Origin of the sequence: Bacillus marasmi (assembly GCF_902168435.1) — a bacterium.
In the GTDB taxonomy this organism is placed as follows: Bacteria; Bacillota; Bacilli; order Bacillales; family Cytobacillaceae; genus Bacillus_BU; species Bacillus_BU marasmi.
In genome coordinates, this window is record NZ_LR656177.1 from 73,510 (window position 1) to 99,968 (window position 26,459).

Here is a 26,459-nt window from a genome sequence, read left to right on the forward strand (position 1 = left end):
TTCAATTATAATAAATTTTGTTAACAATCTAGTTGAGATTATGTCTCAAAATCGGGTGGAAATATAAAGCTTATAAAAATTTAACTAGCTAAATTCATATTTTTATTGGACACAGAGGGGAAGAGTGTCGTGGATAAGCCGAAATTAGCCGGCCAAGCTAAATTTGGTCAGGTATATGATTTGAATGAGTTTAGGAAAAATAAACCTTTTTTTACAAAACCTATGAATATAACTGTTGGCGATAACATGCTAACTGAAACATATTTTCTACTAAAAAATTTCGTTTATCAAGGCAAGCAAATATTGGTTCTACGAAATGAACAGGATCCCTGCACGATTTTGCTGACAGAAGGGGAAATAGAAAACGGAAAACTCAAAAGCTTACTAAAGCTTCAGGAGGATTCGTTAAGCGAGATTAAGGCCTTATTTGAAGGTCAAAAAGCAAACACTCTTATAGTCGACAACAATTAACCTTGTATCGGAGCGTGGAACACGAGATGAAAATAACGTGGTACACGCCTTTTTTCATTTCTTAGGAAATTATAAATTGTAATGATGTGATTAAGTTTCACAACGTTATACACGCCCAGCTCCAGCGCCTAGGGGCTCGGGGTCACAAGTCAATCCCTTCCGGAAATCAGGATTTCCTGCAGGGCGGACCTTTCCAGTCGCCCCTGATCAAGGCGCTTGCGCTTTTGTTCTTTATCCCGCCTTAACGGGCAGTAATTACCCCCACTGATGGAAGTTTCACTTTAATGATGTGACTAGGAGGTGCTTAGAGAGTGATTATCGGTGACGATATGCTGACTAAAATAATGCTGACTAACACAATTACGAGAAACGATAAGCTCAGAGCGCAAATGACTGAAAATGCGGAGTTTAGTAAATTGTTTTCGAGTGTATTAAACCAGCTTCTTGACCAACAACCAACAAGCTTAATTGGGAAAGAAAGCATGAATCTGCTGCCAAATCCTTTTTCCTATACAAGTTCGCCAGAAGCACCGAGTATGACTACTTTTACTGAGCTCGCCAATCAAGCGGGGAATCTCAAAAGTGTGCTCCCGTTCGGGTCAAGTACTGCTGCTCAAATTGATCAAGCCCTTAGTGGGAAGCTAGCAGGAATGGGCTCGGTGTTTGTGGAGGCTGGAGAGAAGTATAATATTGATCCGGCATTACTGGCAGCGATTGCTCAGCACGAGACTGGGAATGGGAAATCAAGAGCGGCTCTTGAAAAGAATAATATTGCCGGGATGATGGGAAAAAATGGCTTAAAAACATATGCCACTGTTGAGGACAGCATTATGGATATGGCCAGAAATTTAAGTCAGAACTACCTCGACAAAGGCTTAACGACGATAGCAAACATTGGAGCGAAATATGCCCCAGTTGGTGCAGCGAACGACCCAACTGGCCTAAATAACTATTGGGTAAACGGCGTCACAAAATATTACAACAAGTTAAACATTGGATAGAGCTTTGGTCATTCATCTTCAATAGGCTCTGTTAATGCAGATTGTTGATTATTGGTAAGTTGATTGGAACGCAGTGTCTGGAGCGGAAATCAACATCCAAATTTAACACAGCCATTCAATAAAACAAGATTTTGATAGCTATTGGTAAATTTTGATTGAGGTACCAGTAAAAATATCAAGTTCAACTTCGATTGCTATAAATGTCACAGTACACATGTATTTTTTTATAGTATATTTGATAATGATGTGATTTTTATTTTATCAAAATAACTAAAAAACTGACAAAAACAAAAAGGGTGGAGATAATTTTGGATAATATTAGCCTCCTAAAGTCAGCGTTAGATGCCTCGAGTATGCGGCAACAGGTTATTTCACAAAACATTGCGAATGCCGAGACACCAGGCTATAAGGCGAAACAGGTAGCATTTGAGAATATATTGAAAAAACATTTATCAGATCAAACCAGCTTTGTAGGCACAAAAACAGATTCTCGCCATGTAACGATTGGCCGAGGTAGCGCTATTCCTGCGCCGCAAATGGTTGAAAATACGGAAGCGTTTATTAATAACAATGGAAACAGTGTGGATATGGACTACGAAATGACAGAAATGGGTAAAAACTCCTTGTGGTATTACATGCTGACAGAGCGAGTATCAGGTCATTTTAATAATTTATCTTATGCGATTAAGGGAAGGGGCTAGTCTAAATGTTTGAACAGTTAAATATTAGTGGCTCTGCCCTAACGGCTCAACGTTTACGGATGGACATCACCTCATCAAACATTGCCAATGCCCAAACAACGCGAGGGAAATTTGTCAATGGTGTATGGGAACCATATCGCCGCAAAATGGTGGTAATGGAGTCGCGCGAAAAGAATTTTGAACAGGTTTTACGCGGTGAAATGGATAAGAAATCACAGAGCACAAAGCTTCAAGGTGTTCGTGTAACAAGAATTGTCGAAGATCAAACTCCGTTTAATCCGGTTTATGACCCGACTCACCCAGATGCGAATGCTGAAGGGTATGTGATGACACCAAACGTTGATTTATCAAAGGAAATGGTCGATTTGCTTTCGGCTTCTCGTGCCTATGAAGCGAACATTACTGCCTTTAATACTGGTAAATCATTAATGATGAAAGCGATGGAAATCGGACGCTAGGAGTGGAATAAATGGATATTAAAACGATTGGTGCAGGACTTTCGAAAATCAATCAGAATCCAGCACCAAAGGTCAATACAGAGGCACCTAATACGTCGTTTGCAAACGTCTTCAAAAGCTATATGGAAAACGTGAATTCAACGATTAATAAATCTACTGAGCTAACAAAGCAAGTAGCTGCGGGAAAAGTTGATAATGTACACGATGTAATGATTGCATCACAACAATCAAAAATCGCGTTAGAACTAACCGTAACCATAAGAGATAAAGCTGTGGAAGCATATCAAGAAACGATGAGAATGCAATTTTAAAGAATGATAGAAAGCTGAGCTGGGTGAGTTATGAATCGATCATGGATAGATCAAATCAAACAATCAAAGGAGCACTTCACTAATTATTGGGGTGCGCGGAGCTCGAAGCAAAAGGGTCTTATTATTGGTACCTTTTTGTTTCTAATTGTTGCCCTTTCTGCCACAATCTTTTTTGCATCTCGACCACAATATGTCCCTTTATATGAAGGACAACTAACACAGCGGGAAGTTGGGGACATAAAGGCTGAATTGGATAAGCAAGGCTTTACAAATTATCAGCTTTCCGATTCTGGGACAATGATTCAGGTACCAAAAAAAGATGCTCCAGAATTACTCGTGAGTCTCGCCTCTTCAGGATACCCGAAGAAAAATGATATAAATTATGACGTTTTTAGCGAGAATTTAACCTTTGGTGCAACTGATCGCCAAGTTGACATCTTAGAACGTGAAGCGATGCAAAACAAAGTGGCTGACGTACTTAAATATGTAGACGGTATAAAAAATGCAGAAGTGATACTGACATTACCTGAGGATTCGGTATTTATTCGTCAGGATCAGCAGGAGAACTCAACTGCCTCGGTCATGGTTGAAGTCGAACCGGGAGTTAAGCTTGATTCGAAACAAATTCAAGCGTTATACACTCTTGTTTCTCGCGGTGTTCCAAAGCTGCCGCTTGAAAACATCACCATCATGAACCAATACAGTGAGACGCTTGCGCTTGAAGGTGGCGATGAAGATGATCAGTCACTTGATAAATATGATAAGCAACGAAAAATCCAAAAAGATGTTGAGCAGGATATTCAAAGAGGTTTACAAAGCTTGCTTGGAACCATACTTGGAACAAATAAGGTATACGTTCATACATTCGTGAAAATGAATTTTGACAAAGTGAAAACAGAAGAAAACTTAGTTCAGCCTTCAAATGAAAACAATGAAGGAATCCCGATTAGCTCTGAACGAAACTCTGTGTCCTCAACAGGTGGCACTAAGGCTAATGGCGGTGTTGTCGGCACTGGAGAAACCGATATTCCTGGTTATGTAGCTTCTGAAGATGGAGCTGGTGATGGTAGTTCGTATGAGGAGCTTCAGGAAAAGGTGAACTATGAGGTTAATCGGATTAACAATCAAATTACAAAAAGCCCATATGTAATCGATGATATTACCATCAATGTCGGGGTTGAATCAAATGCGTCTGAACCAAATAAGCTACCTCAAGAGACCCTTGATAATATCCGGAATGTTGTCTCCAACACAGTCCGTACTGCATTAGGGCACCCAGAATTATCGGATGACGAGGTTGAACAGCGAATTACGATTTTCCCGCACAAGTTTGAAGAAAGTGAGTCTAAAAAGGCAGAAGAAGCGCTTATTTGGCCATGGATTGCTGGTGGAGCTGCGGCAGCTGTTCTATTGGTAGGAGGAATTGTCCTTTGGATGATGCGCCGCAAGCGAAAAGCAGCCCAAGATGAGATTCCATTTAATGACCTGCCATTACAACAACAGCCTCAGACAGTGGATGAACTGGAGTATTTTGTTGAGCAGGAAATGGGTGTCGAAACCCAATTGAAGAAATTACTTGAACAAAGGCCTGAAGATTTCTCAAAAATGCTTCGTACATGGCTGAATGAGGAGGAGGCTTAACACCTTGGCAAAACTAACTGGAAAGCAAAAAGCAGCAATTCTCCTTATTTCATTGGGACAGGAAGCATCTTCTAAGGTGTATCAGCATTTGCCAGATGAAGAAATCGAGCAATTAACTCTTGCAATCTCAAACATTTCTAAAGTAGGCAGCGAAGATAAAAAAGAAGTTTTAAGAGAATTTCACGAGATGTGCATTGCCCAGGATTACTTAGCAATGGGTGGGATTAATTACGCTCAGAATGTTCTAGAAGCAGCACTAGGCAAAGAACGAGCTGAAGAAATTATCATGAGGCTCACTTCGCAATTGCAGGTTAAACCGTTTGATTTTGCGAGAAGAATCGATCCCATGCAAATCTATCAATTTTTACAAAATGAACATCCGCAAACGATTGCGCTTGTATTGGCGCATTTGGATCAAAAGCAGGCAGCGACCATTCTATCCTCGCTGCCACCAGAGCTCCAGTCTGATGTTGCAAGGCGGATTGCCCTATTAGAGCAAACTTCCCCAGAAGTGATTAAGGAAGTTGAACATATTTTAGAATCTAGATTAGCAGCAACTGTTCGGAATGATTTCACTGTTGTCGGTGGAATTGAATCCATCGTTAATATTTTAAATGGTGTTGATCGCTCAACCGAAAAGCTTATTTTAGAACAATTAAGTGAACGAGACAACGACTTAGTCGATGAAATTAAAAAGAGAATGTTCGTGTTCGAGGATATTATCAATCTCGATCGCCGCGCGATTCAGCGTGTCATTCAAGAGGTTGACAATCAGGACTTACTGCTTGCATTAAAAGCTGCTAGCCCTGAGGTGAAGAAGATTATTTTGGCCAATATGTCTACGCGTATGGCTGAAAGCTTTCAAGAGGATATGGAATTCCTCGGACCGGTACGTGTTAAAGCAGTTGAGGAGGCCCAAGGGCGAATTGTTTCTGTTATCCGTCGTCTAGAGGATACCGGTGAGGTTGTTATTTCACGGGGTGGTTCTGATGATGTCCTACTCTAAAATTTTTAAAGCCTCGCAACTGTCAATGACAGATGAAGTTAAGGTCATCAGCCAACCGAAAATACTGCTCCACCCTGATCATCATGGATTAGAAGATGATGCTACTAGAAGTGCAGACTTTGCTGAGGCTCTCGAGAATGACTATCTTCATGCTGCCAATGAAGAGGCCAAAGTCATTATTGAGCAAGCCCATCAAAAGGCGCATGAACTTGAAGCTGAAGCTGAGCAAAAAATAGAGCAGTGGTGGCAGGAAAATCAACAAGAATTAGAAGTTGTGAAAATTGATGCCACTCATCAAGGTTACGAAGAAGGATATTTAAAAGGAAAGCTAGAGGCTGAAGCAGAGGTTCGCCAAGCTTATGAGGAAAAATTTGCGAAAGCGCAGCAAATTATTGACCAAGCCTACGTGCAAAAGGAAGAAATAATCGCCGAGGCAGAGCCGTTTTTACTCGAGTTAAGCACGACGATTGCGACGCAAATCGTCAGACAGGAATTAACCAGCTATCCTGAGAAATTTGTGGAGCTCATTCAACAGCATATTCTCAGGTTTAAGGAAAAGGAATATATCACCATTTGTGTTCACCCAGATGATTTTGATTATATTCAATCACAGCGGGCTCATCTCGTTTCCGTTGTAAATGGCGATACAGAAATCAAAATCATTCCTGACCATTCAGTTACAGCTAAAGGTGTTGTGGTTCGAACTGCATATGGCAGTATTGATGCCCGAATCGATACGCAAATCGAAGAAATCAAGAAGGCGATTCTCGAGGTTGGAAGGGAGTAAAGCATGCAACTTTCAGCTGAAAAATATATCAATGTGATTCGCGGGTTAGACCCGGTTAGAGTCAATGGGAAAATAACACAAATCATCGGTCTTACTATCGAATCGCAAGGCCCTGATGTTCGAATTGGTGAGCTGTGCTCCATCTACCCATCCAATTCACAAACCCCAATCTCTGCAGAGGTTGTTGGAATCCGTGAAAACAAAGTGCTCTTAATGCCGCTTGGTGAAGTACGTGCCATCGGTCCTGGATGTGATGTCGTTGCCAGCGGAAAACCGATGATGGTCAAAGCAGGCTTTCAGCTGCTCGGACGAATTTTGGATGGATTAGGGCAGCCGATTGACGGCAAACCTTTACCGTTTGGTTTAGAGGAAGTCCCAACCCATGCCAAGCCCCCAAATCCGTTAACTAGACCGCGAATCCATGAGCCATTAGGGGTCGGCGTACGCGCGATTGATGGTCTCTTGACACTCGGGAAAGGGCAAAGGATGGGTATTTTTGCTGGAAGTGGTGTTGGAAAAAGCACCTTGCTTGGGATGATGTGTCGCAACACAACTGCTGATGTGAACGTTATTGCCTTAGTCGGAGAACGGGGCCGAGAAGTGCTTGATTTTATCGAACAAAACCTTGGTGAGGAAGGCTTGAAAAAGTCGGTGCTCATTTGTGCTACTTCAGACCAGCCAGCCCTGATTCGAATTAAGGCAGCGATGACCGCGACCTCGATTGCCGAATACTTCCGGGAACAGGGAAAAGATGTCCTCCTGGTTATGGACTCTGTCACACGATTCGCAATGGCCCAGCGTGAAGTAGGCTTAGCCATCGGTGAGCCACCTACAACAAAAGGATATACACCGTCTGTATTTGCGATGTTGCCCCAATTATTAGAGCGGACAGGCACCGGACCAAAGGGCTCGATTTCTGCGATTTATACTGTCTTGGTCGATGGGGACGACATGAATGAACCGATTGCTGACGCTGTCAGGGGAATCTTGGACGGACACATTGTGCTAAACCGAGCCATTGCCGGTAAGGGAATCTTTCCAGCGATTGATGTGTTGAAAAGCGCAAGTCGTGTCATGACGGAAATCACCTCAGAAGAACACTTAAACGCTGCCAGAAACTTTAATAAATTGCTAGCTGCATTTAATGAAGCCGAGGATTTAATCAATATTGGTGCTTATAAAAAGGGTTCAAATCGTGATATCGACCTCGCTGTCCGCTTAAAGCCGCAAATCGATCAATTTTTACGGCAAGGAATCTATGAAGTTTCTAAATTAGAGGACGGCAAAGAATATTTAATATCACAGTTTGGAGGGAATATGCGGTGAGTTTTATTTTTTCTTTTCAAAAGGTGCTTGATGTGAAGGAAAAAGAAAAAGAACTGGCAGAGCAGCAATTTGGTTCTGTTAAAAATAAACAATTGGAACTAGAACTAAAAATGAAAGGCCTCGAATCGGAGAAGGATAAGGCATTTCACCAATACGACCATGTCAATCGTAAGACTGTAATGGAAATCATGGAATTTCAACAAGGAATTGACCATGTAAACCATCAGCTAAAGCAATTGGAAATTCAATCTCAGCTCATTGAACAAGAGGTTGAAAAGCAACAGCAGGTTTTGATTGAAAAATCAAAGGAAGCCAAAATGTGGAACCAATGGAAGGCTAAATCAAAGCTTGCCTTTGAGACAATGGTCAACCAGAAGGAACAAGCGATGTTGGATGAAATGGCTGTTATTCGTCATTCCAGGAGGCATTAAGGAGAAATCAAATGGATGATAAGCCCCGAGGGAAATTGGCGTCCCTGTTATATGTAGCGATTGTCCCGGTATTCTTTACGTCTGTTTTCTGTTTGATTTTTATTTTCGCATTAGATATTCCGGTTAAGCAGACCTTGAAGGACTGGGGAAACAACATACCGGTTGTTCGGGACATGATTCCAGGGGAGTCAAGTTCGCAAAAGAACACGATTTTCGACCTGAAACAAGAATTAGAAGAGATGAACAATTTGATTGCTGACCAAAAAGAAGAGCTTGATGAGCAGCAAAGTAAAATTAAGCAGCTCACGAAAAGCAATCAAAGATTAAAAGACCAATTAACAGAAAAACGCTCAGTTGAATACGACAAGCAAGTCAAAAAGGTAGCTGAAATTTACGCTGATATACCTGCTTCAAAGGCTGCGGCGATGATAGAGACGTTGTCGATTGAGGAAGCTACTTTAACGATTTCGATGTTAAAGCAAAGCCAGCAAAGCAGCATTCTCGCTAGTATGAAGGATCCAAAGCTGGCTGCGAAAATTACGATGATTTTAAAGGAGCTTGCCTTAGTGAGCGAAAAGGATCCAACTGTACTTCAAGAAAAAATCCAGGAAATCGTCCAACAGCAACAGCAAGCTACACCATAACAACATTTTACTAGAGGAAGTAACTCCAAGGAAGGAGACCAGCATGAAACGTTTTATCTTTGTATTTTTACTGCTATTTTCCCTATTTTCATATCAATCCACAAGTTTTGCCTCAGGTTCAACTTCTGACGGGGATACTTCCGTCTATGATGCTATCGAAAAGGGCGAGAAATCATCTAAAAAAGAGCCATCACAACCAACTGATAGCCCGCAAGCTTCGTTATTTTCCTCATTCATTAAATTTATCTTTTCGTTTGCTTTAGTCATTGGCTTATTATTTTTGCTCATGAACTATTTATCGAAACGAAATCGTAGTTTCCAAAGCAATGGACCGATCCTTTCACTTGGAGGTCAAACTTTAGGCAATAATCGTTCCCTGCAGGTCGTGTTGATTGGCCAAACGATTTACATTGTCGGAGTCGGCGATCAAATCTCGTTGATTCGCACGATTGAAAAAGGTGAGGAATATCAATCCTTGCTGGAGGGCTTTGAAAATCAAGCGGAAGTGATCACGCCGAAATGGCTGACACTAGATTCCAAGAAAAAGTGGTTTAACGTTTTAAAGAAAAACTTAAATAAATTTAACAAACATAATGGTGAGGAGTAATAGGTATGATTCGTAAATTAGCTTTTTTAGTACCGCTTCTTACCTTTAGCTTTTTCACGTTTGCATATGCCGAGGATCCGATTTCATCACTGATTCCTGGAATTGAAATCGGAGGTAGCGAGGACCCCGAAAACGTCGGCAATACGCTAAAAATTATTTTGTTAATTACGATTTTATCCATCGCCCCGGCGATTCTCGTCTTAATGACAAGCTTCACACGAATTATCGTTGTGTTAGGATTTGTCCGCAACGCGCTCGGAACGCAGCAAATCCCGCCTAACCAAGTATTAATTGGCTTAGCGTTATTTATGACCTTTTTTATCATGGGACCAGTTATCTCAGAAGTAAATGATGTGGCATTTAAACCATTGATGGAAGGTACGATTTCACAAACGGAGGCGTACGAAGCGGCAAGTGTCCCGTTGAAGGAGTTCATGACGAAGCACACCCGTGAGAAGGATTTAGCGCTGTTTATGGATTACGCGCAAATGGAGCGCCCTGAAAGCATTAAGGATATTCCGATGAATGCGTTAGTTCCAGCGTTTGCGATTAGCGAATTGAAAACAGCGTTTCAAATGGGGTTTCTAGTATTTGTGCCGTTTCTAGTCATCGATATGATCGTTTCGAGTGTACTGATGTCCATGGGTATGATGATGCTACCTCCGGTAATGATCTCGTTACCGTTTAAAATATTGTTGTTCATCCTAGTCGACGGCTGGCATTTAATTGTAAAATCCTTGCTCGTGAGTTTCTAGTATTCGTAAATAAACGAATTGATTTTACGCAGTGTTGATTGGAGCGGAGGGCACGAAGACTCCTGCGGGAGCAGTGGGACAGGTGAGACCCCACAGGCGCTAAAGCGCCGAGGAGGCTCACCGCCCACCCCTAAGGTCCGCGAAGTGCCCGGAGCGGAAATCAACACTAATTTGTAAAAACAGCCTTTAGTAAAGGAAGTATGATGGATGACTACTGAAATGATTTTACGGATTGCTCAGGAAGCTATATACACGATTTTAATCGTCATCGCACCTATTTGTGGTGTAGCGCTTGGGGTTGGTTTATTGGTCAGTATATTCCAAGCAACCACGCAAATTCAGGAACAGACGCTGGCGTTTGTTCCGAAAATTATTGCCGTTTTCCTGGCAATTTTATTCTTTGGAACATGGATGCTCGAGCGCGTTGTAAATTTCACACAAAACCTATTGGGAAATCTTTCTCAATTTGTGGGGTAGCAGGATGATCATTGATATTGCATCATGGTGGAGCTTTTTGCTCATCTTTGTTCGAATCACAACCTTTATGGTTACCGCCCCGATTTTTTCAGGCCGGCAAATACCGAACCAATACAAGGTAACGCTAGGAATCATACTCAGTCTGTTATCAGTAGGTTTGGTTGAGGGCCCAGCTGACATTGAAGCCTGGTCTGACTGGACGCTATCGGTCATGATTTTGAAAGAATTTTTAGTAGGGCTCGTGTTGGGAATGGTAGCAAGCATCTTCTTTTATGCCGTTCAAATGGCCGGCTCCTTGATGGATTTACTGATTGGTTTTTCAATGGCGACCCTTTATGACCCGAGCTTTGGAACTAATACTCAGTTGACAGGTCGCTTTAAAAATATCGTTGCCTTTCTAGTCTTGTTTTCAATCGATGGGCATCACCTACTTATTCGCGGAATCTTGACGAGCTTTGAGTGGGTTGCACTGGATGCAGCTGTACCAGCCTGGCTCGATGGTCGTCTATCTACGTTTATACTAGAATGCCTCACCCAAATGTTTATGATTGGCTTTATGATGGCGGCCCCTATTGTTGGGACACTCTTTATTGTCGATGTCGCACTGGGGATTGTCTCACGAACTGTACCGCAAATGAACATGTTTACCGTGTTCCCGCCAATCAAAATTTTGGTGCATTTTTCGGTTTATATTTTTGTACTGCCAAGTTTCTTTTATTTATTAAAACTATTATTTGAAAACATGTTTGATTCGATGTTTTCCATTCTGAAATTAATGGGGGCATAAGCATGCTTCGCTTAGATTTACAATTCTTTTCTGGTGAAAAAACAGAAAAAGCGACCCCCCATAAACGTCGGGAGGCAAGGAAAAAGGGCCAGGTTGCCAAGAGCATGGAGGTCTCAAGCGCCTTAACGCTGTTGCTGTGCTTTTCCTACCTCATGATTGCTGGGCAAAGCTTTATTGAAGGCTGTATGAATATATTCAAACGAAGCTTTTCGGAATATATGCTATGGGAGTTGTCAATTGACAACACGAAGCTCCTCTTTACTCAATTATTATGGGAAACCGTAAAACTAGTCGGGCCGTTATTCGGCGTGGCGATGGTTGCTGGATTAATCGCCAATTATATGCAGGTTGGTTTCATGATTAACACTGAAGCTTTAAAGATGAAGCTTGAAAAAATCAATCCAATTAGCGGTTTTAAAAGATTATTTTCACTGCGTTCGCTTGTTGAATTAATTAAATCAATCTTAAAAATGTCAATCGTCGGTGGTATCGCCTTTTGGGTCGTATGGCGCCAAATGGACGAGCTGCTGAAAATTGGGAATAAAAGCATTTGGGACGCAGCGCGTTTTATAGGTTCGCTGGCGATTCAAATCGGTATGGTTGTTGCAATTCTCTTAATTGTTCTTGCTGCAGCCGATTATCTTTACCAGAAATTTGACCATGAAAAAAAGCTCCGGATGTCAAAGCAAGACATCAAGGATGAATATAAAAAGATGGAAGGGGACCCATTCATTAAGGGTCAGAGACGGGCGAAGCAGCGTCAAATGGCGATGAATCGAATGATTTCAGAAGTGCCAACGGCTGATGTTGTCATCACCAACCCGACTCACTTTGCTGTCGCTATCCGTTACGATTTTGACACGATGGCAGCGCCTGAGGTTATTGCCAAAGGCCAAGACCATGTTGCTTTAAAAATTAAAGAAATTGCCAAAGAGCATAAAATTATGACGGTTGAAAACAAACCGCTTGCTCGAAGTCTATTTGCCAGCTGTGAAATTGGGGATACGATTCCTGAGGAATTATTTAATGCAGTCGGTGAAATTTTAGCTTATGTATACTTCCAAGAAGGTCGGTATAAGGAGATGAAATCATGAAAATAAAAGATATGGCAGTGCCGATAGTTGTCATTTTAATTGTGGCCATGATGATTATCCCTTTGCCAACTTTATTATTAGATTTTCTATTAATCTTTAACATTTCATTATCAATTATGATTTTGCTAGTTTCAATGAACACGAAGGAAGCGCTCGATTTCTCGATTTTTCCAACAGCGCTTTTGCTTGCGACATTATTCAGACTCGCTTTAAATGTATCGACAACCCGCTCGATTTTATCAAAAGCAGATGGAGGAGCGGTTATTGAGACGTTCGGTTCCTTCGTTATTGGCGGGAACGCCGTCATTGGTTTCGTCGTGTTCTTAATTCTCGTCATCATTCAATTTATCGTTATTACCAAAGGTTCGGAACGTGTGGCTGAGGTAACAGCACGTTTTACATTAGACGCGATGCCAGGTAAGCAAATGAGTATTGATGCGGATATGAATGCCGGCTTAATCAGTGAACATGATGCGCGGGAACGCCGTAAGAAAATTGAACAGGAAGCGGATTTCTACGGAGCGATGGATGGTGCCAGTAAATTCGTAAAAGGAGATGCCATCGCCGGGATTGTCATCCTATTAATCAATATTATTGGTGGCTTTGCGATTGGTATGGCGATTCATGGAATGGGATTTCAGGAAGCGCTTAGCACTTTCACGCTTTTATCAGTCGGGGATGGTTTAGTCAGCCAGGTACCCGCCTTATTGATCTCGACAGCAACTGGTATTACTGTAACGAGGGCCGCATCAGACGGTGATTTAGGCACAGACATTTTACAGCAAATTTTTTCATACCCAAAACAACTTTATATGGTAGCTGGAACGATTTTAGCTCTAGGTGTGTTTACACCAATCGGTCTTTTGTTGACGTTACCAGTGGCCGGGATTATGGCCTATGCTGCATACAAGATGCAGCAGAACATGAAGAAGGAAGAAGCACGGTTGGAACAGGCTGAAATTCAAGAGACGGAGGAGGATATTCGAAGCCCTGAGACGGTTATCAATCTCCTTCAGCTCGATACATTGGAGCTTGAAATCGGCTATGGCCTCATTCCCTTAGCGGATACGAAGCAAGGTGGAGATATCCTTGACCGAATTGTGATGATCCGCCGCCAATTTGCGATTGAATTAGGTTTAGTCATACCGACGATCAGGATTCGCGATAATTTGCAGCTCCAGCCGAATGAATATGTGCTGAAATTCCGAGGTAGTAAAATCGCCACGGGTGAAGTGTACTTGGATCATTATTTAGCGATGAACCAAGGACCGTCAAGCGATGATATTGACGGAATCAAGGTCATTGAACCTGCATTTGGAATCCCGGCGATTTGGGTCAATATGGAGGAAAAGCAAAAAGCCGAACTGCTTGGCTATATGATTGTCGATCCTCCGTCCGTGATTGCAACTCATTTAACCGAAGTATTAAAACGTTATGCACATCAATTGCTTCGTCGTGAAGAAACGAAGGAATTAGTCGATAATCTCAAAGAAACGCACCCAGCTCTTGTTGAGGAGCTCGTCCCAAATTTAATGACAATTGGCGAGATTCAAAAGGTACTGCAAAACTTGCTGCGTGAACAAATTTCCATTCGCGATTTAGCAGCAATTTTTGAAACATTAGCGGATTACTCCGTTTATACAAAGGACCCACGAGTATTAACAGAGTATGTGCGCCAGTCGTTAACACGTCAAATCACCGAGCAATATACGGAAAATGGAATCATCCAAGTTTTAACTGCAGGGGCAACCTTGGAAAAAGGAATCTCAGACAGCATCCAGCAAAGCGAAGCGGGTGGATATTACTTAGCGATGGACCCGCAGCTTTCTCGAAAAATTACGGAAGTGCTTAAAACTCATATCGAACAAATTATCAATGCCGGTGGACAGCCAATCTTCCTAACTTCTCCGCAAATTCGGATGTATTTAAAACAGTTAGTAGATAAAATCATGCCGGTTGTGCCAGTTCTTGCCTACACCGAATTGGAGCCAGATACTGAGATTCAGAGTATAGGAGTGGTGAACATATGAAAACGAAAAAAATCGTAGCAGATTCTATGCCGCAAGCGTTAAAGATGGTACGTCAGGAATTAGGAGATAACGCGATTATCGTTAACACGGCTGTTGTAAAAACCGGTGGATTGTTTGGGCTGTTCGCGAAACAAAAATATGAAGTAACGGCATACTCAATTGATGCTTACAGGGATCGCCCTGAGCCGAAGTTTTCCGTTGAATTAAAAAGCAAACCTGACAGACAAGCTCCAGCCATCAATACATTTGAACCAATGAACGGTGAGAAGGACCAACCTTCCTCCGGATTTCATAGCAAGCCGCAGAATTTATATCAATACTATTCACAGCAAGCGCCGGCAGAGCAGGTCCAACAACAAGCAGCAGCACCGACTGCTCAGGAGAAACCAAAAGCGGCACCAGTACCACCAACAGTGGAACGGAGCGAACCAGTTGCTCAACCTCAACAAGTGAATGAGGAATTCATTCCTCTTTTTGAAAAATCAAAGCCGGAAAGCGCACCAATGGCTCAAGCGAAAAACGAAACGATTAATAAAATCAATAACAATCCCGATAGCAGGAATGAAGACTCTAGCAATAATCAGGTACTCGATGAGCTTCAGCAAATGCGCAAAATGATGATGACATACATGATGGCTGACAAAGCAAGCAGTATCATGCCAGCGCCCGTAGCAAAATGGGTAAACCAATTGAAAAAACAGGGTATCGATGATGAAATCATTCAGCATATAGTTGATCACGTGCTTCAGAAGCATGAGGACATCAATGCTGTCGATCAACATACACTCAAGCAGGAAATCGGTGAAATGATGCTGCAAATCATCATGAAACGAGTTCCAGAATCCATCGCTGTTGATGAAAAAACACGAATGATTAACATGATTGGTCCAACCGGTGTCGGTAAAACAACATCAATTGCCAAGCTTGCAACCGAACAGGTGTTAAAGCAGAAGCGCCGCGTTGCAATGATTACCACTGATGTGTACAGGATTGCGGCTGTTGAACAGCTAAAAACGTATGCTGGAATTTTGAACGTCCCAATTGAAGTCGTTCGTTCTGCAGAGGAATTAAAGCTTGTTCTTGATAAGCTTACACATTATGACTTAATTTACATGGATACAACCGGACGCAATTACAAGGAAGATAAATACCGTGAATCTATTAATCAATATTTAGACCATCCTTTCCAAAATGATAATTATTTGGTGCTAAGTTTGACGACAAAGTATGAAGATATGCAATTATTGCTAAATGAATTTGAGAATAGTCCGATAAATAAATTGATTCTTACTAAATTTGATGAAACAAGCAGCTATGGTTCGATTTTGAATATCGCTTACAAGTATCCTTATCAAATTGCTTACCTTACCAATGGCCAAAGTGTACCAGAGGATATTTTAGCGTTCGACGCTGAGCTGATTGTGAACCACATATTAGGAAGTGATAATAGCGATGGATCAAGCACAAACCCTCAGGGAATATATGCATCGATTTAGTGCCGAACAAGAAGTAAACGAAACGACTAAGAAATCTTCGCATGTCATCACAATTACGAGTGGAAAAGGCGGAGTTGGCAAAACGAATTTTACGCTCAATTTTGCACTTGGTTTAAAAGCTATTGGAAAGAAAGTCATCGTATTAGATATGGACCTATCTACAGCAAATATCAATATATTAATGGGCATTACACCAAGGTACAGCTTAGTAGATGTCCTCCATCAAAAGAAAAAAATTTGGGACATCATTGAGCATGGCATTGATGGCATCAACTATATTTACGGCGGGCTCGATATCGAAGAGCTGATGGACCTTGATCAGCAAAAATTAACTCATTTTTGGAATCAAATTCAAGAGCTTCAAGCCTATGCGGATTTTATTTTACTTGATACGGGAGCGGGAATTTCGAAGGAACTCATCGACTGGATATTGGCATCAGATGAAACGATTCTGGTGACAACACCTGAGCCGACCTCGATTGCCGATTGTTACTCGGTTTTAAAGACGGTACAGCATTTTTCGAAGCAGCCACCACCGATTCGCTTAGTCGTGAATCGCGTGCAAAATTATAAAGAAGGCCTGGAAACGGCGCGCGCTTTGCAAAATGCGACGAGTAATTTTTTAAAGCTGGAAGTGAAGACGCTTGGCTTTTTAATGGAGGATACGCATGTGCGTCAATCGGTGCGGAGCCAAACTCCTTTCTTTATTTCCTATCCAAATTGCCTCGCCACGAAAAGCATTAAGCAAATTGTGGCTGTATATGTTCCAGAAATAAACACCAATGCTACTAGTTCTCCTAAAGGAATGAAGGGGATCTTTCAGAAAGTCTTTTCTTTAGGTAAACGGACTTAGTAACGAGTTTAAAGAGGGGAGGGATACGAAGTGAACCCGGTTAAGCAAGAGGTTATTCCAAATTATCATTTGTGGCGGACTTATAACGAAAAAGATGATTCGTCAACACAGGATAAACTGGCAAAACAATATATGCACTTAGTTGAGCAAATGGCCAGTAAAATGAGCATGAGTATCCCGCACCGAATTATTCCAAAAGAGGACCTAATCGGTCTGGGCTATATCGGACTTGTTGAGGCGATTCAAAAATTCGATTACAAAAAGGGCTATCAATTTGAGACCTATGGCTTATGGCGGATTAAGGGAGCGATGCTCGATGGCATCCGACAGATGGACTGGATACCTAGGGGCTTGAGAGATAAGGCTAAAAAGCTTAATCAAGCATACTCACAATTAGAACAAAAGCTAATGAGAACACCGACTGAAGCAGAGCTTAGCAGCTTTTTAGATATGACAGCTGAAGAAGTCGATCAGGCGATGTCGGTTCTATCCACTTCTGCACTTCTATCGCTAGATGCTCCGGTCAATTCAGCTAATGACGAGGGCAAACAACAAAATCACGTTGACCAGCTCGTGGATGATAAATCCGTCTCACAGGACCGCAATCTACTAATGGGTGAATTCCAAAAGATGATCGCCCAATGTATAGACATCATGCCTGAAAAAGAAAAACTAGTCATCACCCTATTTTATTATGAAGGACTATCACAAATTGAAATTGCTGAAGTGTTAAGCCTTACAAAGGGGCGGATTTCACAGCTCCATTCTAAAGCGGTGCTGCGGATGAGACAACACCTAGAAGGCAAGGGATATACATTAGATTCATTTTATTAAAATATAAATTCTAGTCATTTGACTAAGCTCTAGTTATCTAGTACTTTTAGGGTAGAGGTTCCTAAATATCCATATTTTGATTAATACTGTAGACAGCATGAACATGTGGTTTTGAATCCGTAGAAATTATATAGATAAAATTTGAGGGCAGATGATTTGGCGCGTAAAGTCAGCCCTGTTAATTAGGTGAGGATAATGGAAGATAAAGGGCTACAAACTCTTAGCCAGCTCATAAAAGATTATTGCGGGCTGAGATATGCTGACAGACTGAGCACTTTAAAGGAAAAGATATCGGAGCATGTCTCGCGTCTGGGACTATCTTACTGGGAATATTGTCGCTATCTCGAGGAAACACCCGGCGAATGGGATGCTCTAGTTGATTTATTAACGATCAACGAGACATATTTTTATCGTGAGGAAAACCAATTAAACCATTGTTGCTACGATATTTTACCTACTATGAAAAAATATATCCATCGTCCGCTTCGGATTTGGTGTGCGGCCTGCTCAACAGGGGAAGAGCCCTACACGATTGCGATGTTGCTCCACGAGACGGGGTTATTTCTTCCAGGTGCAGTGGAGATTATTGCTACTGATATCGACAAAAAGGTCCTCGAAAAAGCGCAAAAGGGTTGGTACAACAAAGCGGCTTTTTCGTTCCGTCGCATTCCAGCACATCTTTTAGAAAAGTATTTTTCAGATGTTGATGGTGGCTATCAAATCAATTATTCCATTAAAAGAATGGTAAAGTTTAAGCAATTAAATCTTCTTGATCAGAAAAAAGCTGCCGAAATCGGAGAAGTTGACGTAATATTCTGCCGAAATGTCCTGATTTATTTTGACCACGATACGACAACGCAGGTGATTAATAGCTTAACTCAAAACCTTATTCATGGTGGCTATTTATTCCTTGGCCATGCTGAGTCTATCACTGAAGGTAATCTCGGCATGAACAAAATCAATTCAGATAAGAGTATTTACTATCGAAAGGACTGAAACACATGAAAAAGTACGGAATATTAGTGGTCGACGATTCCGCCTTCATGCGGCGTGGGATAAGCAAAATACTAGAAAATGACCCGCACTTTTTCGTGGTTGGTATCGCCAGAAATGGAGAGGAAGCTGTAGAAAAGGTTGAAAGACTCAAGCCAGACCTCGTCACGATGGATGTTGAAATGCCTGTTATGAACGGCTTAAAGGCATTAGAAATCATCATGAAAAACACACCTGTTCCTGTTGTCATGCTCAGCTCCCATACCGGAGAAGGGGCAGCGGAAACATTAAAAGCACTAGAATTAGGAGCGGTAGACTTTTTTCTAAAAGAAAACCTATTAAACGTCAATGGCGATGGCACGCAAATACAGGAATTTTTACTTCGAATTAAGTCAATCGTTGATTCGAAAATGACTTTAGGTGCTAAAAAGGTACATTTAGGCGGAAGCGCTCTCGGGAAAAGAGCGCATCCAAAACCAGAACTAATTATTATTGGTTGTTCTACTGGAGGTCCTTCAGCATTGCAAGCAATCCTTCCCCATTTCCAAAAGGGTTTTTCGATTCCGATTGTTGTTTGTCAGCATATGCCACCAGGTTTCACGACACCTTTAGCAGAGCGATTTGATACCCTATGTCAACTTAAAGTACAGGAAGCGTTAAATGGTCAAGAATTAAAGCCAGGTTCGATTTACATTGCGCCATCAGGCTTACAAACTCGTTTCTTGAAAACAAAAGAAGGTACTGTAATTTTCAAAGTCGATAATCATGCAGATGATTCATCCTTGTACAAGCCGTGTATCGATATCACATTAAGTTCTGCAGCACCAGTCTTTGAAGACAAGTTACTTTCGGTTATTTTAACCGGAATGGGAACAGATGGTATGCAGGGCTGTGGGCTCGTGAAGCGTTTCAATGGCAATGTGTTTGTTGAGGCCGAGGACTCGTGTGTCATTTATGGGATGCCAAAAGCTGTCCTTGAGGCAGGTTATGCAGACGGTCAATTTTCAGTAACACAAATGTATCATGAGATTATGAATTACATTTAAACAATTTGATTGGCAGCTAGAGCACGTATCCTTTCAAGGTAAAGCCAAAGGGGTGTTGGCGGAAAGGAATGACAGAAGCGTGGTAGAAAGGGAGCGAAAATATGGAAGCCCCAAAATTAGAAGTTGTAAAAGAGGCTATTGAGGAAAAGCCGGCGCAAGCAGGAATTTTCATAAAGTTTATTGTTTTAGTTTTGGTGCCAACACTATATGGTATTGGTTTAGTCATGTTACTTTTACACTTTGCAGGGGTTAATATTCAGACACAAGTAAAGACGGTTGGAAATGTCGCACAACCATTGATTGCTCTATTTGATGCTCCGAAAAGTACAGCACCTCCAACTGAAAAGGAAGAAACAGATACGGAATCAACAACTGAAACAAAAACAAGCAATGAGGAAGTACCATACTCTAATAAAAATGATACTGAATCAAGCAGCGGAAACAATGATAATAATCCAACTTCATCACAAATTGAAGATAATAATCAAGATTCGAACATAGCATCATCAGTTGAAATTTACGCTAATTTAAAGCCAGAACAAATTGCGATCATCTTCAAAGGCATCGAAGATCGTGAAGAGGTACTAAGACAATTTCGAAAGCTTGATCCAAAAACAGCCTCAAAGGTGATTGTCCTCCTCAATCCGGACATCGCCGGCTGGATTATCACGCAAATGGACTAAATGATAAGGGCTTATCCAAATAGTGGAATTTGGTAGGCTCTTTTTTTTGTATTGGTGACATTTTTGGCTTGAAACCAGTTCAAATTGTCACCAATCAAGGCTATTGGTAACACTTTCGGCGTGAAACCAGTTCAAATTGTCACCAATCGGGTCTATTGGTAACACCTTCGGCTTGAAACCAGTTCAAATTGTCACCAATCAACTTCATTGGTAACTTCTCCCTCTCTAAAATCGTAATTATGTAACCAATCCCACATTTTTACCAATCCATTGCTATTTTCCGCAATAAAAAATAATCAAAAATAATCAATATGAACAATTTTGTTTTTGATAACAATCAAAAATTCCCATGACTATCGCATTGCATTAAGTTATAATTGTATAGTAATTGTGTATAAAAAAACCTATTAAAAAGGAGGGTGGATGTTGGAGCCTACTCAACTAATGATCAAAGTAAATCTCGCTGTACAATCAAACAAAGACACACAACAAAAGAACAACGTACCAGCTAATGCTGAGTCGAAATCTTTTGATCAAATCCTCTCTTTATTTAATATGGTCCAGGTACCAGATGAGAATGGCGTTAGTGAAAAAACGCCTTCCATAAACGGTACTGAAATGACAGAAGACATCTTGCAAAATCCAAACAGTCTTTCTGAAGAAGATTGGAAACAATTAGATACCATTCTTCATGAGCTTTTTGGACTTTATCAGCAGGTGCTGCCAAACATTCAACCAACAGGCCATTTTAAAGATGGGTTAATCTCGATTTCGATGAGCCAGTCTGAAGGTATGGTGGGTCAATCCATCCAACAGGTCATCGGCGAGGTTCATGCCGATTTAGGACAATGGCTACAAAAAGCTGGGGGCATTGAGCAATTATCATATTTAGAAAAGAAACAATTAATTGATAAAATTACCCAGTTTGCAAATAACTTAACAACTCTAGGAAAAATAAATCAAAATATATCGATAGAGATTCAGGGGCAACTTGAGCAAACCGAATATCTTGATGCCCCGCAGCCTGTTGAGGAACAAGTGAATACTGCAAACAGTCAAGCGTCAGTATCAGGACCAGTTCCAAGCCAAGCTGGAATATTAAACAATCAAACTGCGGATTCGGAACCTGTTCATGAGCAAGCAGCAATACCAGATAGGCAAACTGCAAACACTGAGCAAACAGCAATACCAAATAGGCAAACCGCAAACACAGGACAAGCACATGAGCAAGAGCCGATACCAATCACTCAAACAACAGACTCGAAGTCTGTTCCTGAGCAAGTGAATATACGAAATAATACAACAGTAGACACAAGGCCAGTCCTTGAGCAGTTGGCGATATCAAATACCCAAAGTACAGACTCGGGTCCAGTCCCTGAACAAGTGGTGGTATCAAACAGTCCAAGTACAGACTCGAGGCTAGTTCTTGAACAAGCGACTGTACCAACCAGTCGTGATGCAGACTCAAGTACAGTCCCTAAGACTGCGACTGTACCTAATAGTTCAATAACAAACACAAGTCAAATACTTGAGCAAGCGGTGGCGATACCAGTCAACCAAACCACAGACCCAAGGTTAGCTCCTGAGCACACAAACATTTTGGAACAAATCCTGCGTCTGTTTGGGATAGAAGAAAAGGACTTAAGTCCAGTTAGCAATACAAAACCTACAAATGAGGCTCTCTTCAATCCTCATTTTTCTAGACAAGTACCTAAGCTTTCTAGCGATGTTAATCTCGATAAGAGCTTCATGAACAACATCGCCTTTGCGAAGCCGGATTTTCAAATGGTGCGGCCTGTAATGCTGAGGAACAACATTATCAATAATAGCAATGTAAAACCGTTACAAGAACCAACACTTGCGACTGAAATGATTGGTGGTAGCTTTGTTACCGAGGAAATCGATGGTATTCAAATTCCAAAGCAAATCAACCAACCAATCATAGATGAACTACAAGCAGTTCAAGTAACAGAGTCGGATTCTAGTAAGATCACTACTGATCCAGTTGAGCAAAATACAGCATCTAGTCAAAATAATGCAAGGAACTCGACTACACCAACAAACTTGGATATTGAAGTTCCACCAGTTAACACTAAAACTGAGCAGAATAACACGATTCAGGTTGGAATAACACAAAATGCAAACTCAACAACACCTGAAACTTTAATTCAACAGGATAAAATAAATCATTTTACTTCACAGGAACAAGTTAGCAACGAGGTTATACAAAATCCACAAAAGCAATCAATCGACCCAATCACAACAAGTCGAGTACAAACTTTTATGGATGCTTCATTACCACCTGAAAAAAGAAAAATAGATGGAGGTATTCTTAATACAGTACCACATCAGGAAATTCAGGCAGTTCAAGTACAACCAACAAACACTGCAAAGGCAGAAAATATAAATAACCAGCAGCATAATCAGACCTCTGCAATCGAGTCTGTTATAGCTGCACCAAAAAGCGAAGTCCAGACAAACCAACCTCCACCGTCAGAGCAAATGATTACTTCTGATGTGCAACAACAGGAGGTAACCGAAATTCAACAGCTTCAGCAAAGAGAAGCGGTACCAATTAGAAACAGCAACGCCAACACAGTAGTAACACAACAGACGGCAACGCTAACGCTTGCAAGCTTTGTGCCTGAAGTAAGCGAATGGATGGGACGTTTTTTCAAGATTTCAAAAGACCTATCTGGACTTAGTGAAGCTAGATTTTCGTTATATCCTAAGCATTTAGGTCAACTTCAAATCAAAATCGCTGCACAAAAAGGTCAGATTACAGCGCAAATCGTAACCGATACACAAGTCGCAAAAGAAGCATTGGAGGGTCAACTTTCCATGCTAAAGCAAGCACTGCAGCAGCAAGGTTTGCAGGTTCAAAAAATCGAAATCATTCAACACGTTCCAACTGCACAGGAGTTTAATCAAGGAAACAACAACACAACCTTCTCACAAGGCGGGGGCAATCAGCAGCAATACAATCAGCATCATGAACAGGAGCCTCATTCTGCTTCAAAAGCTGCGTCAAATACCACCGATAAGGATATTGGTCAAAATCCAGTAGAGCGGGACAATACGATGCCGTCGTATACATACGGAGGAACGCAAGTGCGTACAGCTTCACGTATTGATTTTACGGCATAGGAAGGAGCCAACTATTAATGGCTAATTGGGTTGATGTCACAAACGTTGCGAAAAATTATTCTAAATTCAACAATGTTAAATCATATGAAGAACAAAGCAACTTGGGCAAGGATGCCTTTTTAAGAATTTTAACAACGCAGCTTTCCAATCAGGATCCTTCAAGTCCGCTCGAGGATAAGGATTTTATTGCGCAGATGGCCACGTTTAGCTCCTTGGAGCAATTAACCAATTTAAATATGGCATTTGCGAAATTCTCTAGCAATCAAATGAGTAATTTTGCAGCAACGATTGGGAAGGAAGTCACTTGGACGCCTGAGGGAGCAATTGAACCAAAAACAGGTGAAGTATCCGGGATTTCCACACAAAACGGTAGTTATTTTTATATAGTCGGAGATAAAAAGGTTCCAGTTGAAGCAGTAACTGAGATTAAGCAGAAGACGGAAGAAACCATCTAATCAAACTAATTTCGAAACCATAGGAGGACGAATCAATGTTAAAATCACTATACTCTGGCGTATCAGGTATGAAAGGTTTTCAAACAAAACTAGATGTAATTGGGAATAATATTGCCAATGTTAATACAGTAGGCTTTAAGAAAAGTCGGGTAATGTTCCAGGACATTATGAATCAAAATATTGCTGGTGCAACACCGCCACAGGATGATCGTGGAGGAAGTAACCCAATGCAAATTGGTTTAGGATCTAAGGTTGGGGCAATCGAAACACTTCACACTCCAGGAAGCCCAATGACGACTTATATCGGAACAGACTTAATGATTGATGGAGATGCATATTTTGTTGTCGGTCCTAAAAAGACTGGATTTGATACAGATACAAATTTATTAACGAAGGCTGGTAACTTTACTCGTGATTCAGAAGGATATCTAGTAACTTCCAATGGCTATTATTTGTCAGGTACAACTGGTGGTCCAGGATCATTAGATCAGTTTTCTATCAAAATTGTTGGTGATGAGGTAACTGGGAATAAATTTACCTCTTATTCAATTGATGTAGATGGCTATATTAATGTTGTTGATTCTGAGGGGGCAATCGGTAAACTTGCAAGAAATGCCGGTGGACAGTATTACCTAAGCACTGGAGCGAATCCGGAAAATATCTCTATTACCACTGGTACAGTTTCCAATACAGCTGGTTTAACAAAAGTAGGAAACACTATGTATAAAGAGAGCGGAAACTCTGGAAAGGTTGATTTTGGACGAATTGCGGAACTTGAGGGTGGAATGATTTATGCTGGTTCACTAGAAATGTCCAACGTTGACCTTACGGAAGAATTTACGGAAATGATTGTTGCTCAGCGTGGTTTCCAAGCAAACTCCAGAATGATTACGACATCAGATTCAATCCTTGAAGAAGTCGTTAACTTAAAACGATAACATAGAGAGGATATCATTGGGAGTTCACTAGCCTCCCTTTGTAAAAAGGTAGGAGATTACATGAAAGCCAAATTAAAAGTCATTGTAATCATGGCCCTTTCAGCAATTGTATTGCTGGGGGTCATATGGTTTGGTTTAACGCAATTCACTAAAAAAGAAGAGACTCCAAAAGGGCTTTCGGCTGATGAAATACTGGAAACAAGCGTAGAAACGGAAATGATTACTACGAACTTAGGTTCAGGTGGCTATATTCAATTGCGCTTCAGGATTCAGGTCAGCTCGAAGGATGCAGTTGAGGAGCTTACTCAGCGTGAATTTCAAATCCGCAATATCGTTCTGAGCCAGGCAGCCTCGATGACTGAAAAAGAGGCAAAAAGTGCAGAAGGAATGATCAAGTTTGAAGAGGAAATGAAAAATCAACTTAATGAACTGCTCCAAAGTGGGACAGTGTTAAGAGTGTATACGACGGATAAGATCATTCAATAACTCACGGAAGAGTTAGGGGGATACCTTTGTCAGATGTATTATCGCAACAAGAAATAGATGCTTTGTTATCAGCCATTAAGAGTGGAGAAATACATGCATCGGATGTTACAGAGGAACAGGATAAAGTAAAGGTTTATGATTTCAAACGCGCGATGCGGTATTCTAAGGACCAGCTTCGCAGCATTACGCGTATTCATGAAAACTTCGCACGCTTGTTCACAACTTACCTTTCTGCTCAACTAAGAACCTACGTTCAAATTGAGATCGACTTGGTAGACCAAGTAACCTACCATGAATTCATCGCGTCCATCCCCTCGCGAACGGTTTTGAACGTGTTTGCCGTACAACCAATGGATGGAAAAATGGTCATGGAAATCAATCCACAGGTTACTTATGCGGTATTAGAAAGGTTGTTGGGCGGACAAGGTGATCCTGTGAATCGAAACGGTTCGTTGACAGAAATTGAAACAGTACTTATGAAAAGAATCTTTTCTCGTGCATTCAATTTGTATTCAGATGCTTGGGAAAATATTGAAAGGATTCGCGTCAATTGGGAAGGGATTGAATCAAATCCACAGTTTATCCAAATCGCTGCCCCAAATGACACGGTTATTATTATCGTTCTCCACACCACAATTGGAGAGATTACAGGTCGGATGACCCTTTGTTTGCCACATTTAATATTGGAGCCAGTCCTATCAAAATTATCATCGCAGCAATGGCTATCGTCGCTAGCGAAGTCAAATTCTCCATCACAGGAAGTGATTAAGCAAAGCCTAGATAATGTCAATGTGCCTGTGATAGCTGAATTAGGTAGAGCGAAGATACCTATTTCAGATGTACTCAATTTACAGATAGGCGATGTGATCGGAATTGAAGCTGGAAAAGTCCAAGTCAAGGTTGGTCAAAGGACGAGATTTCTCGGTAATCCTGGTATCCAAAAAAATCATTACGCTATACAAATCGACCAAGTAATCGATACGGAAGGAGATAATTCATAG

General features: G+C 41.2%; 28 protein-coding genes. All 28 read left to right on the top strand.

The features are described from left to right. Nucleotides 1-129: 129 nt before the first annotated feature. The 28 genes from FXW34_RS17615 to fliM all read left to right on the top strand — a co-directional run bounded on the left by FXW34_RS17615 (nucleotide 130) and on the right by fliM (nucleotide 26,459). Complete coding sequence (locus tag FXW34_RS17615; RefSeq protein ID WP_147535369.1) at nucleotides 130-471, top strand: hypothetical protein; 342 nt, start codon at nucleotides 130-132, stop codon at nucleotides 469-471. 311 nt (nucleotides 472-782) lie between these two features. Further along, nucleotides 783-1,472: a glucosaminidase domain-containing protein gene (locus FXW34_RS17620; protein ID WP_246141155.1), complete on the top strand. Its 690-nt coding sequence runs from the start codon at nucleotides 783-785 to the stop codon at nucleotides 1,470-1,472. 308 nt (nucleotides 1,473-1,780) lie between these two features. Continuing rightward, on the top strand, nucleotides 1,781-2,173 hold the full coding sequence (flgB, locus tag FXW34_RS17625; RefSeq protein WP_147535370.1) for a flagellar basal body rod protein FlgB: 393 nt from the start codon (nucleotides 1,781-1,783) through the stop codon (nucleotides 2,171-2,173). A gap of 5 nt (nucleotides 2,174-2,178) precedes the next feature. Beyond that, on the top strand, nucleotides 2,179-2,631 hold the full coding sequence (gene flgC / locus FXW34_RS17630; RefSeq protein ID WP_147535371.1) for a flagellar basal body rod protein FlgC: 453 nt from the start codon (nucleotides 2,179-2,181) through the stop codon (nucleotides 2,629-2,631). A gap of 11 nt (nucleotides 2,632-2,642) precedes the next feature. After that, on the top strand, nucleotides 2,643-2,942 hold the full coding sequence (gene fliE, locus FXW34_RS17635) for a flagellar hook-basal body complex protein FliE (RefSeq protein ID WP_147535372.1): 300 nt from the start codon (nucleotides 2,643-2,645) through the stop codon (nucleotides 2,940-2,942). A gap of 30 nt (nucleotides 2,943-2,972) precedes the next feature. Next, a complete protein-coding gene (fliF, locus tag FXW34_RS17640) occupies nucleotides 2,973-4,583 on the top strand; it encodes a flagellar basal-body MS-ring/collar protein FliF (protein WP_147535373.1) in 1,611 nt (536 codons plus the stop codon). Then, the gene (gene fliG, locus FXW34_RS17645; protein ID WP_147535374.1) at nucleotides 4,567-5,589 is read left to right on the top strand and encodes a flagellar motor switch protein FliG; all 1,023 of its coding nucleotides are present in this window, start codon (nucleotides 4,567-4,569) and stop codon (nucleotides 5,587-5,589) included. Before fliF ends, fliG begins: the two co-directional genes overlap by 17 nt. Then, nucleotides 5,576-6,376, top strand: coding sequence for a FliH/SctL family protein (locus tag FXW34_RS17650; protein WP_187119011.1), 801 nt, complete (start codon nucleotides 5,576-5,578; stop codon nucleotides 6,374-6,376). Before fliG ends, FXW34_RS17650 begins: the two co-directional genes overlap by 14 nt. A gap of 3 nt (nucleotides 6,377-6,379) precedes the next feature. Then, nucleotides 6,380-7,702 (top strand): flagellar protein export ATPase FliI, encoded by a 1,323-nt coding sequence (gene fliI, locus FXW34_RS17655; RefSeq protein ID WP_147535376.1) that lies wholly within the window; start codon nucleotides 6,380-6,382, stop codon nucleotides 7,700-7,702. Next, nucleotides 7,699-8,133, top strand: a complete 435-nt coding sequence (gene fliJ / locus FXW34_RS17660) for a flagellar export protein FliJ (RefSeq protein ID WP_187119012.1) — start codon at nucleotides 7,699-7,701, stop codon at nucleotides 8,131-8,133. The genes fliI and fliJ overlap by 4 nt, the downstream gene beginning before the upstream one ends. An 11-nt stretch (nucleotides 8,134-8,144) precedes the next feature. After that, nucleotides 8,145-8,777 (top strand): MotE family protein, encoded by a 633-nt coding sequence (locus FXW34_RS17665; protein ID WP_147535378.1) that lies wholly within the window; start codon nucleotides 8,145-8,147, stop codon nucleotides 8,775-8,777. Between the two features lie 43 nt (nucleotides 8,778-8,820). Then, the gene (locus tag FXW34_RS17670) at nucleotides 8,821-9,384 is read left to right on the top strand and encodes a flagellar biosynthetic protein FliO (RefSeq protein WP_147535379.1); all 564 of its coding nucleotides are present in this window, start codon (nucleotides 8,821-8,823) and stop codon (nucleotides 9,382-9,384) included. Between the two features lie 5 nt (nucleotides 9,385-9,389). Then, nucleotides 9,390-10,139, top strand: coding sequence for a flagellar type III secretion system pore protein FliP (fliP, locus tag FXW34_RS17675; protein ID WP_147535380.1), 750 nt, complete (start codon nucleotides 9,390-9,392; stop codon nucleotides 10,137-10,139). A gap of 207 nt (nucleotides 10,140-10,346) precedes the next feature. Further along, complete coding sequence (gene fliQ / locus FXW34_RS17680; protein WP_147535381.1) at nucleotides 10,347-10,616, top strand: flagellar biosynthesis protein FliQ; 270 nt, start codon at nucleotides 10,347-10,349, stop codon at nucleotides 10,614-10,616. A gap of 4 nt (nucleotides 10,617-10,620) precedes the next feature. Then, entirely contained in the window at nucleotides 10,621-11,403 is a 783-nt protein-coding gene (fliR, locus tag FXW34_RS17685; RefSeq protein ID WP_147535382.1) for a flagellar biosynthetic protein FliR, read from the top strand. A 2-nt stretch (nucleotides 11,404-11,405) separates the two neighbouring features. Then, the gene (flhB, locus tag FXW34_RS17690) at nucleotides 11,406-12,497 is read left to right on the top strand and encodes a flagellar biosynthesis protein FlhB (RefSeq protein WP_147535383.1); all 1,092 of its coding nucleotides are present in this window, start codon (nucleotides 11,406-11,408) and stop codon (nucleotides 12,495-12,497) included. Then, nucleotides 12,494-14,527: a flagellar biosynthesis protein FlhA gene (gene flhA / locus FXW34_RS17695; protein WP_147535384.1), complete on the top strand. Its 2,034-nt coding sequence runs from the start codon at nucleotides 12,494-12,496 to the stop codon at nucleotides 14,525-14,527. The genes flhB and flhA overlap by 4 nt, the downstream gene beginning before the upstream one ends. After that, nucleotides 14,524-16,023 carry a flagellar biosynthesis GTPase FlhF gene (flhF, locus tag FXW34_RS17700; RefSeq protein WP_147535385.1) on the top strand — a complete coding sequence of 500 codons (1,500 nt, stop codon included), beginning with the start codon at nucleotides 14,524-14,526 and terminating at the stop codon, nucleotides 16,021-16,023. Before flhA ends, flhF begins: the two co-directional genes overlap by 4 nt. Continuing rightward, nucleotides 15,980-16,876 carry a MinD/ParA family protein gene (locus FXW34_RS17705; protein WP_147535386.1) on the top strand — a complete coding sequence of 299 codons (897 nt, stop codon included), beginning with the start codon at nucleotides 15,980-15,982 and terminating at the stop codon, nucleotides 16,874-16,876. The genes flhF and FXW34_RS17705 overlap by 44 nt, the downstream gene beginning before the upstream one ends. A 30-nt stretch (nucleotides 16,877-16,906) precedes the next feature. Next, a complete protein-coding gene (locus FXW34_RS17710) occupies nucleotides 16,907-17,710 on the top strand; it encodes a sigma-70 family RNA polymerase sigma factor (RefSeq protein ID WP_246141156.1) in 804 nt (267 codons plus the stop codon). Nucleotides 17,711-17,905: 195 nt separating this feature from the next. Beyond that, nucleotides 17,906-18,706, top strand: coding sequence for a CheR family methyltransferase (locus tag FXW34_RS17715; RefSeq protein WP_147535387.1), 801 nt, complete (start codon nucleotides 17,906-17,908; stop codon nucleotides 18,704-18,706). A 5-nt stretch (nucleotides 18,707-18,711) separates the two neighbouring features. Then, nucleotides 18,712-19,749 carry a protein-glutamate methylesterase/protein-glutamine glutaminase gene (locus FXW34_RS17720; protein ID WP_147535388.1) on the top strand — a complete coding sequence of 346 codons (1,038 nt, stop codon included), beginning with the start codon at nucleotides 18,712-18,714 and terminating at the stop codon, nucleotides 19,747-19,749. Between the two features lie 101 nt (nucleotides 19,750-19,850). Beyond that, nucleotides 19,851-20,432, top strand: a complete 582-nt coding sequence (locus tag FXW34_RS17725; protein ID WP_147535389.1) for a MotE family protein — start codon at nucleotides 19,851-19,853, stop codon at nucleotides 20,430-20,432. A 426-nt stretch (nucleotides 20,433-20,858) separates the two neighbouring features. After that, nucleotides 20,859-23,579: a flagellar hook-length control protein FliK gene (locus FXW34_RS17730; protein WP_187119013.1), complete on the top strand. Its 2,721-nt coding sequence runs from the start codon at nucleotides 20,859-20,861 to the stop codon at nucleotides 23,577-23,579. 17 nt (nucleotides 23,580-23,596) lie between these two features. Continuing rightward, the gene (flgD, locus tag FXW34_RS17735) at nucleotides 23,597-24,034 is read left to right on the top strand and encodes a flagellar hook assembly protein FlgD (RefSeq protein ID WP_147535391.1); all 438 of its coding nucleotides are present in this window, start codon (nucleotides 23,597-23,599) and stop codon (nucleotides 24,032-24,034) included. A 35-nt stretch (nucleotides 24,035-24,069) separates the two neighbouring features. Then, nucleotides 24,070-24,972, top strand: a complete 903-nt coding sequence (locus FXW34_RS17740) for a flagellar hook-basal body complex protein (protein WP_147535392.1) — start codon at nucleotides 24,070-24,072, stop codon at nucleotides 24,970-24,972. 60 nt (nucleotides 24,973-25,032) lie between these two features. Then, the gene (locus FXW34_RS17745) at nucleotides 25,033-25,458 is read left to right on the top strand and encodes a flagellar basal body-associated FliL family protein (RefSeq protein WP_147535393.1); all 426 of its coding nucleotides are present in this window, start codon (nucleotides 25,033-25,035) and stop codon (nucleotides 25,456-25,458) included. A gap of 26 nt (nucleotides 25,459-25,484) precedes the next feature. Then, on the top strand, nucleotides 25,485-26,459 hold the full coding sequence (fliM, locus tag FXW34_RS17750) for a flagellar motor switch protein FliM (protein ID WP_147535394.1): 975 nt from the start codon (nucleotides 25,485-25,487) through the stop codon (nucleotides 26,457-26,459).

Bases quoted from the DNA above. Each gene is read 5' to 3' on its own strand.
- fliF (WP_147535373.1), top strand. From the start codon at position 2,973: ATGAATCGATCATGGATAGATCAAATCAAACAATCAAAGGAGCACTTC.
- fliR (WP_147535382.1), top strand. From the start codon at position 10,621: ATGATCATTGATATTGCATCATGGTGGAGCTTTTTGCTCATCTTTGTT.
- fliQ (WP_147535381.1), top strand. From the start codon at position 10,347: ATGACTACTGAAATGATTTTACGGATTGCTCAGGAAGCTATATACACG.
- fliG (WP_147535374.1), top strand. From the start codon at position 4,567: ATGAGGAGGAGGCTTAACACCTTGGCAAAACTAACTGGAAAGCAAAAA.
- FXW34_RS17670 (WP_147535379.1), top strand. From the start codon at position 8,821: ATGAAACGTTTTATCTTTGTATTTTTACTGCTATTTTCCCTATTTTCA.
- FXW34_RS17745 (WP_147535393.1), top strand. From the start codon at position 25,033: ATGAAAGCCAAATTAAAAGTCATTGTAATCATGGCCCTTTCAGCAATT.
- fliE (WP_147535372.1), top strand. From the start codon at position 2,643: ATGGATATTAAAACGATTGGTGCAGGACTTTCGAAAATCAATCAGAAT.
- flgC (WP_147535371.1), top strand. From the start codon at position 2,179: ATGTTTGAACAGTTAAATATTAGTGGCTCTGCCCTAACGGCTCAACGT.
- FXW34_RS17740 (WP_147535392.1), top strand. From the start codon at position 24,070: ATGTTAAAATCACTATACTCTGGCGTATCAGGTATGAAAGGTTTTCAA.
- flhB (WP_147535383.1), top strand. From the start codon at position 11,406: ATGCTTCGCTTAGATTTACAATTCTTTTCTGGTGAAAAAACAGAAAAA.
- fliI (WP_147535376.1), top strand. From the start codon at position 6,380: ATGCAACTTTCAGCTGAAAAATATATCAATGTGATTCGCGGGTTAGAC.
- FXW34_RS17705 (WP_147535386.1), top strand. From the start codon at position 15,980: ATGGATCAAGCACAAACCCTCAGGGAATATATGCATCGATTTAGTGCC.
- FXW34_RS17665 (WP_147535378.1), top strand. From the start codon at position 8,145: ATGGATGATAAGCCCCGAGGGAAATTGGCGTCCCTGTTATATGTAGCG.
- FXW34_RS17715 (WP_147535387.1), top strand. From the start codon at position 17,906: ATGGAAGATAAAGGGCTACAAACTCTTAGCCAGCTCATAAAAGATTAT.
- flgD (WP_147535391.1), top strand. From the start codon at position 23,597: ATGGCTAATTGGGTTGATGTCACAAACGTTGCGAAAAATTATTCTAAA.
- fliP (WP_147535380.1), top strand. From the start codon at position 9,390: ATGATTCGTAAATTAGCTTTTTTAGTACCGCTTCTTACCTTTAGCTTT.
- flhF (WP_147535385.1), top strand. From the start codon at position 14,524: ATGAAAACGAAAAAAATCGTAGCAGATTCTATGCCGCAAGCGTTAAAG.
- flhA (WP_147535384.1), top strand. From the start codon at position 12,494: ATGAAAATAAAAGATATGGCAGTGCCGATAGTTGTCATTTTAATTGTG.
- FXW34_RS17725 (WP_147535389.1), top strand. From the start codon at position 19,851: ATGGAAGCCCCAAAATTAGAAGTTGTAAAAGAGGCTATTGAGGAAAAG.
- FXW34_RS17650 (WP_187119011.1), top strand. From the start codon at position 5,576: ATGTCCTACTCTAAAATTTTTAAAGCCTCGCAACTGTCAATGACAGAT.
- FXW34_RS17720 (WP_147535388.1), top strand. From the start codon at position 18,712: ATGAAAAAGTACGGAATATTAGTGGTCGACGATTCCGCCTTCATGCGG.